The organism is Nocardioides sp. (assembly GCF_025965415.1).
GTDB lineage: Bacteria > Actinomycetota > Actinomycetes > Propionibacteriales > Nocardioidaceae > Nocardioides.
Genome location: NZ_JAOPWY010000056.1, coordinates 16,092 through 28,413 on the forward strand (window position 1 = coordinate 16,092; position 12,322 = coordinate 28,413).

Annotated in this window: 12 protein-coding genes and 2 tRNA genes; 3 read left to right on the forward strand and 11 right to left on the reverse strand. The window is 72.2% G+C overall.

The genetic code is table 11. The features are described 5' to 3' along the window. Positions 1-15: 15 nt before the first annotated feature. The 7 genes from JWN97_RS06415 to JWN97_RS06445 all read right to left on the reverse strand — a co-directional run bounded on the left by JWN97_RS06415 (position 16) and on the right by JWN97_RS06445 (position 3,861). Positions 16-1,065, reverse strand: a complete 1,050-nt coding sequence (locus JWN97_RS06415) for a UDP-N-acetylmuramate dehydrogenase (protein ID WP_297620107.1) — start codon at positions 1,063-1,065, stop codon at positions 16-18. Continuing rightward, positions 1,058-1,471 (reverse strand): MaoC/PaaZ C-terminal domain-containing protein, encoded by a 414-nt coding sequence (locus JWN97_RS06420; RefSeq protein ID WP_297620110.1) that lies wholly within the window; start codon positions 1,469-1,471, stop codon positions 1,058-1,060. The genes JWN97_RS06415 and JWN97_RS06420 overlap by 8 nt, the downstream gene beginning before the upstream one ends. After that, positions 1,468-1,866, reverse strand: a complete 399-nt coding sequence (locus tag JWN97_RS06425) for a MaoC family dehydratase N-terminal domain-containing protein (RefSeq protein ID WP_297620113.1) — start codon at positions 1,864-1,866, stop codon at positions 1,468-1,470. Before JWN97_RS06425 ends, JWN97_RS06420 begins: the two co-directional genes overlap by 4 nt. A 106-nt stretch (positions 1,867-1,972) precedes the next feature. Further along, positions 1,973-2,143, reverse strand: a complete 171-nt coding sequence (rpmG, locus tag JWN97_RS06430) for a 50S ribosomal protein L33 (RefSeq protein WP_056602159.1) — start codon at positions 2,141-2,143, stop codon at positions 1,973-1,975. A 37-nt stretch (positions 2,144-2,180) separates the two neighbouring features. Further along, positions 2,181-2,257: transfer RNA gene (locus JWN97_RS06435), tRNA-Met, on the reverse strand. A 41-nt stretch (positions 2,258-2,298) separates the two neighbouring features. Beyond that, a tRNA-Thr gene (locus tag JWN97_RS06440) sits at positions 2,299-2,371 on the reverse strand. Positions 2,372-2,454: 83 nt separating this feature from the next. Beyond that, a complete protein-coding gene (locus JWN97_RS06445) occupies positions 2,455-3,861 on the reverse strand; it encodes an amidase (RefSeq protein WP_297620124.1) in 1,407 nt (468 codons plus the stop codon). Between the two features lie 57 nt (positions 3,862-3,918). Between JWN97_RS06445 and JWN97_RS06450 the strand changes: the two genes are divergently transcribed. Beyond that, positions 3,919-4,650 (forward strand): class I SAM-dependent methyltransferase, encoded by a 732-nt coding sequence (locus JWN97_RS06450; RefSeq protein ID WP_297620127.1) that lies wholly within the window; start codon positions 3,919-3,921, stop codon positions 4,648-4,650. A 2-nt stretch (positions 4,651-4,652) separates the two neighbouring features. Here JWN97_RS06450 and JWN97_RS06455 read toward each other — a convergent pair whose 3' ends face one another. The 4 genes from JWN97_RS06455 to JWN97_RS06470 form a co-directional block, all read right to left on the reverse strand. Then, positions 4,653-5,249, reverse strand: a complete 597-nt coding sequence (locus tag JWN97_RS06455; protein WP_297620130.1) for a DNA-3-methyladenine glycosylase I — start codon at positions 5,247-5,249, stop codon at positions 4,653-4,655. A 41-nt stretch (positions 5,250-5,290) separates the two neighbouring features. Next, the gene (locus JWN97_RS06460; RefSeq protein WP_297620134.1) at positions 5,291-6,856 is read right to left on the reverse strand and encodes a peptide chain release factor 3; all 1,566 of its coding nucleotides are present in this window, start codon (positions 6,854-6,856) and stop codon (positions 5,291-5,293) included. A gap of 63 nt (positions 6,857-6,919) precedes the next feature. Continuing rightward, positions 6,920-7,837, reverse strand: a complete 918-nt coding sequence (locus JWN97_RS06465; RefSeq protein WP_297620139.1) for a pirin family protein — start codon at positions 7,835-7,837, stop codon at positions 6,920-6,922. Between the two features lie 79 nt (positions 7,838-7,916). Then, positions 7,917-10,328, reverse strand: a complete 2,412-nt coding sequence (locus tag JWN97_RS06470) for an FdhF/YdeP family oxidoreductase (RefSeq protein WP_297620142.1) — start codon at positions 10,326-10,328, stop codon at positions 7,917-7,919. A 115-nt stretch (positions 10,329-10,443) separates the two neighbouring features. Between JWN97_RS06470 and nemA the strand changes: the two genes are divergently transcribed. After that, entirely contained in the window at positions 10,444-11,532 is a 1,089-nt protein-coding gene (gene nemA / locus JWN97_RS06475; RefSeq protein ID WP_297620145.1) for an N-ethylmaleimide reductase, read from the forward strand. A 51-nt stretch (positions 11,533-11,583) separates the two neighbouring features. Then, positions 11,584-12,322, forward strand: a 739-nt coding sequence (locus JWN97_RS06480) for an ABC transporter transmembrane domain-containing protein (RefSeq protein WP_297620148.1), incomplete at its 3' end; no start/stop codon positions are given.

Consider the following 12,322-nt stretch of genomic DNA (forward strand, 5'->3'; position numbering starts at 1 on the left):
ACCGCCGGAGGGGCGTCAGAGGGTGCAGCCGACCGTCACGGGCTCGTTGACGAGGGTGACCCCGAACGCGTCGCGCACGCCGCCGCGCACCGCGCGGGCGAGGGTCAGCAGCTCCTCGGTGGTGGCGCCGCCGCGGTTGGTCAGGGCGAGGGTGTGCTTGGTCGACAGGCCCACCCGGTCGCCGGCGACCGGGCTGGTCCAGCCCTTGCCGAAGCCGGCGTGCTCGATCAGCCACGCGGCGCTGGACTTCCACGTGCCGTCGAGCTGCTCCCACCGGGGTGCGTCGTCGGGGAGCGCCGCGGCCTGCTCGGGGGTCAGGAACGGGTTGGTGAAGAACGAGCCGGCGCTCCAGGTGTCGTGGTCGTCGGCGTCGAGCACCATCCCCTTGTCGCGCCGCAGGTCGAGGACGGTCGACCGGACGTCGCCGATCGGCGCCCGCTCCCCCTCGGCGACGCCGAGGGTGCGGGCGAGCTCGGCGTAGCGGATCGGGGCCCCGAGCCCGCCCTGGCGGAACTGGAAGGTGACGTCGAGGACGACGTGGCGGCCGGGATCGGCCTTGAAGCGGCTGGTGCGGTAGCCGAACCGGCACTCGCTCGCCGCGAAGGTGCGTACGCCGCGGAGCACGCGGTCCCACACGCGGACCCGGGCGATGGTCTGCGAGACGTCCTGGCCGTAGGCCCCGACGTTCTGGATCGGCGTCGCGCCGACCGAGCCGGGGATCCCGGACAGCGCCTCGACGCCGACCCAGCCGCGCTCGACGGCCCGGGAGACCACGTCGTCCCAGACCTCCCCCGCGGCGACCGTGACCGTGGCGCCGGAGCAGGACGGATCGCCGGAGTCGTCCACGTCGGCGGTGATGCCGCGCGTGGCGACCTCGACGACCCGGCCGTCGAAACCGGCGTCGGCGACCACCAGGTTGGACCCTCCCCCGAGCACGAGCACCGGCGTGCCGTCCGCGTCGGCCTCGTCCACGGCCGCGACCAGCTCGGCCTCGGTGGTGGCGCGCACCCACTCGCGACCGGGGCCACCCAGGCGCAGGGTGGTGTGGTCGCGCAGGTCAGGCACGGACGGTGGCCTCGCGCACGACGGCCTTGGGCATGCCGAGCACCTTCTGGCCCCCGCAGGTCACCTCGAGCGCGAGGGTGACGAGGCCGTCGGCGACGGACTTGACGGTGCCGCCCACCTCGACCTCCGCGCCGCCCTCGGCAGGTACGACGACGGGGCTGGTGAACTTCGCGCCGAGGTCGACGACCTCCGCGCCGCCGGTCCACTCCGCGACGGCCGTCCCGACCAGGGCGAGGGTGTACATGCCGTGGGCGATCACCCCGGGGAGGCCGACGCTGAGCGCGACCTCCTCGTCCTGGTGGATCGGGTTGTGGTCGCCACTGGCCTCGGCGTAGGCGACCAGGTCGGCCCGCGTGACGGTGAAGACCCGCTGCGGGAGGGTGGCTCCGGGCTCCAGGGCGCTCATGCTGCTCCTCCTGACGAGTGCACCAGGGTCGCCTTGCCGGTGCACACGACAGCGCCGGTGGCGTCGGTGATCTCGCTGCTGGTGGCGATGATGTCGGCGCCGCCGATCTGGCGCAGGCCGGTGACGGTCAGCGTGGCGCTCAGCTCGTCGCCAGGCACCAGAGGACGGGCGTAGGCGAAGCGCTGCTCGCCGTGCACGATGCGGTGCAGGTCGATCCGCTCGGCGTCGAGGAACGCCTGCATGGCGTCGAAGGCGAGCGCGATCGGGAAGGTCGGCGGGACCGAGTCGTCCGGGTGCCCGACGGCGGCCGCGAAGGCGCTGACCCGCTCGGGCGTGACGGTCAGGGGTGCCGGCGCGGGGAACTCGCGCCCCACCAGCGAGGGGTCGACGGGCATGTCACGACCCTAGCCGGGTGCGAGGGACGAGCGCACGGCGTGGGCGGGCCCGGGAAACGCAACGACCCGTCCGAGAACCTCGGACGGGTCGGCTGCGGTGAGAACGTCAGCGGGTCTCGCGGTGCGCGGTGTGGGCGCGGCAGCGCGGGCAGAACTTCTTCAGCTCGATCCGGTCGGGATCGTTGCGCCGGTTCTTCTTGGTGATGTAGTTGCGCTCCTTGCACTCCGTGCACGCGAGCGTGATCTTGGGGCGAACGTCAGAGCTCTTGCTGGCCATGGGTGATCCTCGGGTTGCGGGTGGTGCGGAGTGTGGGTGGTAGCGGGGGCGGGACTCGAACCCGCGACACCACGATTATGAGCCGTGTGCTCTAACCACCTGAGCTACCCCGCCGCGGAGGCCGGACAACTCCCGGAGGGAGGGATCCGATCCAGAGCCCCTTTACGGAATCGAACCGTAGACCTTCTCCTTACCATGGAGACGCTCTGCCGACTGAGCTAAAGGGGCAACGACGGAGAACGATACACACGCCCCACCACGGATGAGAAATCGGCTCCGGACGCCCCTCCGAGCGGCCTCCGGAAGGCCCCTCAGGCCCCCTGGATCCGGGGCCATCCGACGGCCTCCTCGAGCTCGTAGGACAGGCCCAGGAGCCGGGCCTCGCGACCCGCTCCGGCGCCCAGCATCATGCCCTGCGGCAGCCCGCCGGCGGTCGTGGCCAGGGGCAGCGAGATGGCCGGCTCCCCCGTGGCGTTCTGCAGCGGCGTGAAGGCCACCCACTCCATCAGCCGGGCCATGATCTCGTCGTAGTCCTGGTCGGGGCGCAGGTGCCCGACCCGGGGCGTCTCCGTGGCCAGGGTCGGCGTGAGGGTGATGTCGTACGACGCGCGGTGGCGGGCGGCCATCCGCTGGGAGCTGCGCAGCACGGCGATCGAGAACGGCTGCTTGTGGAGGTTCCGGGCCGCGTGCCGGGCCAGCCCCAGGGTGAGGTTGTCGAGCTTGGTCGGGTCCCAGCTGGGGCCGAAGTCCTTGCGACCGCGCCGGGAGATCGCGAGCGCCAGGATCGACCAGAAGCGCACGAAGTGCTCGGGGAAGCTCGCGGGCACCGGGTTGTCGATCTCCTCGACCTGGTGGCCCAGCGACTCCAGCAGGGCGGCCGTGCGCAGCGTCAGCTCGCGCACCTCGGGGCTGGGGTCGCGGCCGATGCCGGTGGTGACGACGGCGATCCGCAACCGGGCCTTGCCGGGGCGGGTGACGTCGCCCACCGGCGCCAGCAGCGGGTTGCGCCAGACCTTCTCGGCCTCGCGGTAGAAGGCGGCGGTGTCGCGGACGCTGCGCGTCAGGACCCCGTCGGAGACGATCCGCACGGGCATGTCGCGCATCATCTTGTCCTGGGCCAGCCGGCCGCGGGTGGGCTTGAGGCCGACGAGCCCGTTGACCGCCGCCGGGATCCGGATCGAGCCGCCGCCGTCGTTGGCGTGGGCGATCGGGACGGCCCCCGCCGCCACCAGCGCTGCGGAGCCCGCGGACGACGCGCCGGCGTAGTGGTCGGTGCTCCACGGCGAGCGCACCGGCCCCAGGCGTACGTGGTCGGCGGCGCCCGAGAAGCCGAACTCGGACAGCTGGGTCTTGCCCAGCGGGATCAGCCCGGTGGCGAGGTACATCCGGGCGAAGTCGCCGTCGGCCTGCGCGGGCGAGGCCGTGAACGCGTCGGCGCCGTGCTGCGTGGGCATTCCCGCCACGTCGACGTTGTCCTTGACGAAGGTCGGCACGCCGGCGAACCAGCCGCCCCGCGGGTGGAGGGCCTCCCCGCGCGCCCGGTCGAAGGCGGCGTGGGCCACGGCCCCGAGGGCCGGGTCGACCTGCTCGGTGCGGGCGATCGCGGACTCGACGACCTCCGGCACCGAGACCTCCCCGGCCGCGAGGGCCGCCACCAGCCCGGTGGCGTCGAGGTCGGTCAGGGCATCGTCGCCGGTGAAGGCGTGCACGCGGGTCATGGACCGGCAGCCTAATCGGGTGGCGAGCGCTGTCCGTCGTACGGCAGCGTGGGTGGAATGACGACCAGCGACTACTGGGACGCCGAGACGGCCGCGAGGTACGACGAGAGCTCGGGGTTCATGTTCGCGCCCGAGGTGCTCGACCCCGCCGTTGACCTCCTGACGGAGCTGGCCGGGGACGGCGCCGCGCTCGAGCTGGCGATCGGCACCGGCCGGGTGGCCATCCCGCTGGCGGAGCGCGGCGTCGCGGTGAGCGGCATCGAGCTGTCGCAGCCGATGGTCGACGTGCTCCACGCGAAGCGGGCCGACCTCCCCGTCGTCGTGGGGGACATGGCGACCGCGACGGCGCCGGGCGAGTTCGGCCTGGTCTACGTCGTCTGGAACAGCATCGGCAACCTGCGCACCCAGGCCGAGCAGGTCGCGTGCTTCCGCAACGCGGCGCGCCACCTGCTCCCCGGCGGCCGCTTCGTCGTCGAGCTGTGGGTGCCCGGCATCCGGCGCTACCCACCCGGCCAGGCGGCGGTGCCGTTCCACGTCGGGCGCCACCACGCCGGCTTCGACACCTACGACCTGACGACCCAGCAGGGCACCTCCCACCACTACCGGCGCCACGACGACGGCACGGTGACGTACGGCGCGAGCAACTTCCGCTACATCTGGCCGGCCGAGTGCGACCTGATGGCCCAGCTCGCAGGCATGGAGCTCGAGCGCCGCGTCGCCGACTGGCACGGCAGCCCCTTCGCCGACGACAGCGAGAGCCACGTCTCCGTCTGGCGCAAGCCCGGCTGAGATCAGGCGGTGCCCCGTCGGTGGCACCCCGCCAGGTGGTCGTCCACGAGGCCGATGGCCTCCATGAGGGCGTACATCGTGGTGGGGCCGACGTGGGCGAACCCGGCCTTCTTGAGCGCCCGGGAGAGCGCGAGCGACTCCGGCGAGGTCGTGGGCACGTCGGCGGTCGTGAGCGGCGCCGGACCCGGCTCGGGCCGGAAGGACCAGATGAAGGCCTCGAGGCCGCCGTGCTCCCGCAGGGCCACGGTGGCGCGGGCGTTGGCGATCGCGGCGTCGACCTTGCGGCGGTTGCGCACGATGCCGGCGTCGGCCATGAGCCGCTCGACGTCGCGGTCGTCGTAGGCCGCGACGGTGTCGGCGTCGAAGCCGGCGAAGGCGGCGCGGAAGTGCTCGCGCTTGTTGAGGATGGTCAGCCAGGACAACCCCGACTGGAACGCCTCGAGCGTGAGCCGCTCGAGGTGCGCGGCCTCGCCGGAGACGCGCCTCCCCCACTCGCTGTCGTGGTAGCGCAGGTTGACCGGGTCGCCGGCGCCCCAGGGACACCGCGCCACGCCGTCGTCACCGACCACTGGTCCCGCGCCTGCCGCCCCGTCCGCCATGTCCGCATCCTCGCGCACGCCACCGACAGGGAGGATGTCGGTCAGCTGCCGCCCGCCGGCAGCGCCTCGAGCATCACGTCGGGGTTGTCGCGGGCCGTGACCATGGCGCGCCACTGGTCGACGAAGAGCGCGAGGCGGGTGCCGTCGCTGCGCTCGAGCACCTCGACGCCGCGCATCCCGGCGAGCGCCGCGGCGCCGGCCGCGTCCGTGCGCCGGGCGACCTGGTAGTCGAGCCGGCTGAAGCGGATCGGGGAGTTGAACTCGTTGGTCATCCGGTCCTCGACGACCTCGAACTGCATCGGGCCGACCGCGGCCAGGACCGGGTTCTGGTCGCCGCGCAGGTCGGAGCGCAGCACCTGCACCACGCCCTCCTGGTCGAGCTGCTCGATGCCGCGGCGGAACTGCTTGTAGCGGCCGATGTCGCCGGCGCTGGCGGTCACGAAGTGCTCGGGGGCGAAGCTGGGGACGGGCGGGTACTCGATCGGGTCGCCGACGTAGACCGTGTCGCCGACGCGCAGGGACTGGGCGTTGACGAAGCCGATGATGTCGCCCGGCTCGGCGGTCTCGACCGACTGCGTGTCGCGGCCGAAGACCGACTGGGCGAACTTCGTCGCGAAGGGGCGACCGGTGGAGGCGTGGGTGACGACCATGCCGCGCTCGAAGGCACCCGACACGACCCGGGCGTAGGCGAGACGGTCGCGGTGGGCGTTGTTCATGCCCGACTGGACCTTGAAGACGAAGGCGCTGAAGTCGTCCTCGACCTTGCGGACCGAGCCGTCGACGCCCTCGGTCGGGCTGGGGTCGGGGGCGATGTCGAGCAGCAGGTCGAGCAGCTGGGCGACTCCGAAGTTCTGCAGGGCGGACGCGAACATGACGGGCGTCGTCTCCCCCGCCAGGAACCGGTCCTGGTCGTGGTCGGCCTCGTCGAGGGTGAGCAGCTCGTGCTCCTCGAGCGCGTCGGCCCACAGGGCTGCGTCGACCTCCTCGACCTCGTCGGCGGCCATCCGGCGCTCGGGGGCGCGGGTGGCGCCGCCGGCGGTGCGGGTGTACTTCACGAACTCGCCCGTACGCCGGTCCAGCACACCGCGGAAGTCGCCGGCCTCACCGACCGGCCAGGTCAGCGGCGTGGGCCGCAGCTTGATCTTCTGCTGGATGAGGTCCATCAGCTCGAGCGCCGAGAGCCCGGGCCGGTCCCACTTGTTGATGACCGTCATCACCGGGATGCCGCGCAGCGCGCAGACCTTGAACAGCTTGAGGGTCTGGGGCTCGAGCCCCTTCCCCGCGTCGACCAGCATCACGGCGGAGTCGACGGCGGACAGCACGCGGTAGGTGTCCTCCGAGAAGTCGCTGTGGCCAGGGGTGTCGACCAGGTTGATCACGTGGTCGCGGTAGACGAACTGCAGCGCGGCCGAGGTGATCGAGATGCCGCGCGCCTTCTCCATCGCCATCCAGTCCGAGACGGTGGCGCGACGGTCGCCCTTGCCGTGGACGGCCCCTGCCTCGGTGATCACCCGGGCGTGCAGTGCCAGCGCCTCGGTGAGGGTGGACTTGCCCGCGTCGGGGTGGCTGATGACGGCGAACGTACGGCGGGGGCGGGTGTCGGGCACTGCCTGAATCTATCGGGCCGAGGGCCGCATCGACGCTTCGCCGTGGGCCGCAGCCGTCCGGGGTCAGTGCCGGAGCTTGAGCCGGACGTGGGGCAGGGTGGGGGCCGGGATCGGCTTCAGGTCGATGTCGACGACACCGAAGCGGCCGTCCGCCTGGGTCCCGTCGACGACCTGCGACTGCCACTCCTCGCGGAAGCCCACGATCTCGTCGTGGGTGCGGCCGATGAAGTTCCACCACATCACGATGGCCTCGCCGAACGGCGGTCCGCCGAGGACCAGCAGGCGGCACTCCTCGAGGGCGGTGATGGTCACGGTCCTGCCGCCCGGCGGGAGGTAGGCGAGGTCGCTGGGCTTGAGCTCGGTCCCCTCCACCTCGATCACGCCGACGTCGAGCAGGACGCCGTGCTCGAAGGTCTCGTCGACCTCGACCTCGAGGCTCTTGCCGGTCGCCAGCATCAGCTCGACCCCCAGCAGCGGGGTGTGGGTCCGCACCGGGGAGCTCGCCCCGAGCAGCGAGCCGAGGAACACGCGAGCCTCCCAGCCCGGGCCGCGCACGGGCTGGGGGACGTAGTGCTCGAAGCCGGGGTCCGTGTCGCGGCTGGCCTCGGGCAGGGCGATCCACAGCTGGGCGCCGTGCAGGACCGAGGTGCCGGGTGTGGAGACCTCGGAGTGGCTGATCCCGTGGCCCGACGTCATCAGGTTGAGCTCACCAGGGCGTACGACGGCGAGGTTGCCCGCCGAGTCGCGGTGCTCGATCTCGCCCTCGAAGAGCCAGCTCGCGGTCTGCAGCCCGGTGTGCGGGTGCGGCGCGACGACCATCCCGCCGGTCTGCTCGACCTCGTCGGGCCCGTAGTGGTCCACGAAGCACCAGGCGCCGATCAGGGAACGATGGCGCTGCGGGAGCGTGCGTCGTACGCGCATGGCCCTGGGACCCCCCAGTGGGACCTCGCGCGAGGTGAGCACGTCGATGTGCGTGGTCATCGCTCGCCACCGTACCCGGACTGCGGAACCCGTGGGTGGGTTCTGGTGAGGCAACCCTCAGCTCACCCGCGGCCGAGCCTCAGCTGAGGTGGTGAGGGGTGTCGTCGCGAAGCGACCCCTCGCCCTGGTCGGCGGAGCCGTGCGAGGAGCCGGTCCCCTGGCCGGCCTCCCCGGGACGGTCCAGCCGGACCACGATGGACTTGTAGACCGGCTGGTTGCTCTTCTCCGCCGTGGAGTCCAGCGGGACGAGAGGGTTGGCCTCGGGGTAGTAGGCCGCCACGCACCCGCGCGGCTGGTCGTAGGAGACGACGCGGAAGGACCGGGCCATCCTCTCGACGCCGTCGCGCCACTCGCTGACCAGGTCGATCACGTCCCCCTCGGCGTAGCCGAGGTCACGCAGGTCGTCGGGGTTGACGAAGACGACCCGCCGGCCCCCCTTGACACCCCGGTAGCGGTCGTCGAGGCCGTAGATCGTGGTGTTGAACTGGTCGTGGGAGCGCATCGTCTGCAGCAGGAAGCGACCCTGCGGCACGTCGAGCACCTCGAGCGGCGTCGACGTGATGACCGCTCGGCCGCTCGTCGTCTCGAACACCCGGTTGTCACGGGGCGGGTGCGGCAGCACGAAGCCACCAGGCTCGTCGACCTTCTCGTCGTACGACGCGCAGCCGGGGACGACGCGGGCGATCCGGCGGCGGATCTCGGTGTAGTCGTCGCGGAACGCAGCCCACGGGACCGGCGAGTCGTCACCGAGCGTGGCGAGGGCGAGGGAGCAGATGATGTCGACCTCGGAGCGCAGGTGCTCCGACGGCGGGTCGAGCGGACCGTGCGAGGCGTGCACCGCCGACATCGAGTCCTCGACGGTCACCCGCTGCACCCGGCCCCCGGTGAGGTCCTTCTCGCTGCGGCCCAGGGCGGGCAGGATCAGCGCCTCCCCACCGTGGACGACGTGCGAGCGGTTGAGCTTGGTGGAGACGTGCACGGTCAGCGCGGCGTTGCGCATCGCCGCCTCGGTGGCCTCCGTGTCGGGGGCGGCGCCGACGAAGTTGCCGCCCATCCCCATGAAGACCCGGATCTTCCCGTCGCGCAGCGCCTCGATCGAGCCGACGGTGTCGAGCCCGTGCTCGCGGGGCGGCTCGAAGCCGAACTCGTCGCGGATCGCGTCGAGGAAGTGGTCGGGCACGCGCTCCCAGATGCCCATCGTCCGGTCGCCCTGGACGTTGGAGTGGCCGCGCACGGGGCACACGCCCGCACCGGGCTTGCCGATGTTGCCCTGCAGCAGGGCGACATTGACGATCTCCTTGATGGTGCCCACCGCGTTGTGGTGCTGGGTGATGCCCATCGCCCAGCAGGTGATCGTGGCCGGCGACTCCGCGATCATGCGGGCGGCAGTGGTGATCTCGTCGCGGGTCAGGCCGGTCGAGGCCTCGACCTTGTCCCAGTCGAGGTCGGCGACGTGGTCGACGTAGGCGTCGAAGCCGGTCGTGTACTGGTCGAGGAAGTCGTGGTCGACCGCGTCCCACTCGACCAGCAACGCGCCCACCGCCTGGAAGAACGCGAGGTCGCCGTTGAGCCGGATCGGCAGGTGCAGGTCGGCCAGCGCGGTGCCCACCGTGAGCCCCTTGGGCTTCTGCGGGTTCTTGAAGCGGACCAGGCCGGCCTCCTGGAGCGGGTTGATCGAGATGATGCGCGCACCGCGGGACTTCGCCTCCTCCAGCGCCGACAGCATCCGCGGGTGGTTGGTGCCCGGGTTCTGCCCGACGATCAGCAGGAGCTTGGCCTGGTGGATGTCCTCGAGGCTGACCGAGCCCTTGCCGATGCCGATGGTGTCCACGAGCGCGGACCCGGAGGACTCGTGGCACATGTTGGAGCAGTCGGGGAGGTTGTTGGTCCCGAAGGCGCGCACGAACAGCTGGTAGACGAACGCGGCCTCGTTGGAGGTCTTGCCCGAGGTGTAGAAGGTGGCCTGGTCGGGGTGGTCGAGCCGGCGCAGGTGGTCGGCCATGGTGGCGAAGGCGTCGTCCCACGAGATCGGGGTGTAGTGGGTGGCGCCCGGGCGCAGGACCATCGGCTCGGTGATGCGGCCCTGCTTGCCGAGCCAGAACTCGGTGCGCCCGGCGAGGTCCTCGACGGAGTGGGTCGCGAAGAACTCGCGGTCGAGCAACTGGCGGGTCGCCTCCTCGGCGACGGCCTTGGCGCCGTTCTCGCAGAACTCGGCCGCGTGCCGGTGCCCGGGTGCCGGGTCCGGCCAGGCACAGCCCTGGCAGTCGAAGCCGTCGACCTGGTTGAGCCGGGTCAGGGTGGACGCCGTGCGGCGTACACCCATCTGGCCGATGGCGCGCCGCATGGCGACGGCGACGGCGGTGACGCCGGCGGCGGCGTGGGCCGTCGACTCGACCTCGACCTCGTCCTCGTCGATGTCGTGGGTGGGTACCTGCCGGGACTCGTTGCGGAGCCGGGCGGGAACGTCTCGCAGCTGGGAGAGAAGCGTCACGCGCCCATCCTGCCTCGCGGGTGGTGTGCCGCACACCGCCCGCAGGGGTCCCCCTGGCAGCCACGCGAGGGGGCCGCGGCCGGAATAGGTGGCGGTGGGCACCCGTTGGCCCCCCGTGCCCTCCCTCTTCGAGCCCCTGACCCTCGGCGCCGTCCAGACCGCCAACCGCGTCCTCATGGCGCCGCTCACCCGGATGCGCGCGACGGCGCCAGGTGACGTGCCCAACGCACTGATGGCCGAGTACTACGTGCAGCGGGCGAGCGCCGGCCTGCTGATCTCGGAGGGCACCCAGGTCAGCCCCGAGGGCAAGGGCTACATGGACACGCCCGGCATCCACAGCGCCGAGCAGGTCGAGGGCTGGCGCGAGGTCACCGACGCCGTCCACGACGCCGGGGGCCTCATCGCCGCCCAGCTCTGGCACGTCGGCCGGGTCTCCCACGAGTCCTTCCACGACGGCGGCCTGCCGGTGTCGGCGAGCGCACTGCCCTACCGCAACCGCACCACCGTGCGCGGCGAGGACGGCCGGCCCACCCGCGTCAGCTGCCCGACCCCTCGGGCGCTGGGCCTCGAGGAGATCCCGCGCGTGATCGAGGACTACCGCCGGGCCGCGGTCAACGCACGCGAGGCCGGCTTCGACCTCGTCGAGATCCACGGCGCCCACGGCTACCTGCTCCACCAGTTCCTCGCCGCCGACGCCAACCAGCGCACGGACGAGTACGGCGGCTCGCTGCAGAACCGCGCCCGGCTGATGCTCGAGGTCACCGACGCGGTCATCGACGCCTGGTCCGCCGACCGGGTCGCGATCCGGATCTCCCCGGTCGGCTCCTTCAACGGCACCGACGACCCCGAAGGCGCCGAGGCCGGGCTGTACGTCGCCGGCGAGCTGGGCCGCCGCGACCTCGCGTTCCTCCACCTGTCCGAGCCCGACTGGGCCGGCGGACCGGTCCTCGACGACGACTACCGGCAGGCGCTGCGCGCGGCCCACCCCGGACCCATCGTCGGCGCGGGCAACTACGACCTCGAGAAGGCGAACCGGCTGCTGGAGGCCGGGCTGATCGACGCCGCGGCCTTCGGTCGCACCTTCATCGCCAACCCGGACCTGCCGCGGCGACTGGCCGAGGGCCTCCCCCTCAACCCGCAGCGGCCCGAGTCCTTCTACGGCGGCGCCGCCGAGGGCTACGTCGACTACCCGGCGTACGCCTGAGCCGTTAATGCGTCGTGCCGCATGGGCACGGGCACCTACGCTCATCACGACATGCAGGACTTCCCACCCCGGATCGCGACGTTCTTCTCCGGTTCAGACGACGCTCCCACGCCGGACCCCGACACCCGGTCGCCCGCGGCGTTCCTCAGGTGGGTGCTGCGCCAGCAGTGGCAGGTCATCAGCCTGTCCACCCTGGCCTGCCTGCTGTGGCTGATGCCCCTGACGTTCGGTCCCTACATCTTCGGCCGGGCCGTCGACGAGGGCATCCTCGCGGGCTCGACGAGCGCCCTCCTGGGATGGGTGGCGGTCATGCTCGGCGTGGTCGTGGTCGGCGGCGTCTTCGGCGTCGTCTTCCACACGCTGGTCGTGCGCAGCTGGCTGATCAGCCTCTACGGCACGACGCAGATGGTCACCCGCAAGATCGCGCAGATGGGCCACGTCCTGCCGCGGCGCTCCCCCACCGGCGAGGTGCTCAGCGTCGCGTCGAGCGACTCCGACGAGTTCGGTGCGCTGACCGAGATCCTGGCGCGGTCCGCGGCACAGTTCGTCTCCTACCTGACCGTCGCGGCGATCGTGCTGTCGATGTCGTGGCAGCTCGGCGTGGTCGTGCTCGTCGCCGCACCGGTCCTCCTCGGCGCCGCGCTGCCGCTGCTGCGACCGCTGCACCGACGCCAGCAGGTCGAGCGCAGCCGCAACTCCGAGCTCACGTCGATGGCCACCGACATCGTGGCCGGTCTCCGCATCCTGCGCGGGATCGGGGGCGAGGAGACGTTCGGCCGCAACTACGCCC

Excerpts from the sequence above, each read along its gene's own strand:
- JWN97_RS06420 (WP_297620110.1), bottom strand. The coding sequence starts at position 1,471 with ATGAGCGCCCTGGAGCCCGGAGCCACCCTCCCGCAGCGGGTCTTCACC.
- JWN97_RS06425 (WP_297620113.1), bottom strand. The coding sequence starts at position 1,866 with ATGCCCGTCGACCCCTCGCTGGTGGGGCGCGAGTTCCCCGCGCCGGCA.
- rpmG (WP_056602159.1), bottom strand. The coding sequence starts at position 2,143 with ATGGCCAGCAAGAGCTCTGACGTTCGCCCCAAGATCACGCTCGCGTGC.
- JWN97_RS06445 (WP_297620124.1), bottom strand. The coding sequence starts at position 3,861 with ATGACCCGCGTGCACGCCTTCACCGGCGACGATGCCCTGACCGACCTC.
- JWN97_RS06450 (WP_297620127.1), top strand. The coding sequence starts at position 3,919 with ATGACGACCAGCGACTACTGGGACGCCGAGACGGCCGCGAGGTACGAC.
- JWN97_RS06455 (WP_297620130.1), bottom strand. The coding sequence starts at position 5,249 with ATGGCGGACGGGGCGGCAGGCGCGGGACCAGTGGTCGGTGACGACGGC.
- JWN97_RS06465 (WP_297620139.1), bottom strand. The coding sequence starts at position 7,837 with ATGACCACGCACATCGACGTGCTCACCTCGCGCGAGGTCCCACTGGGG.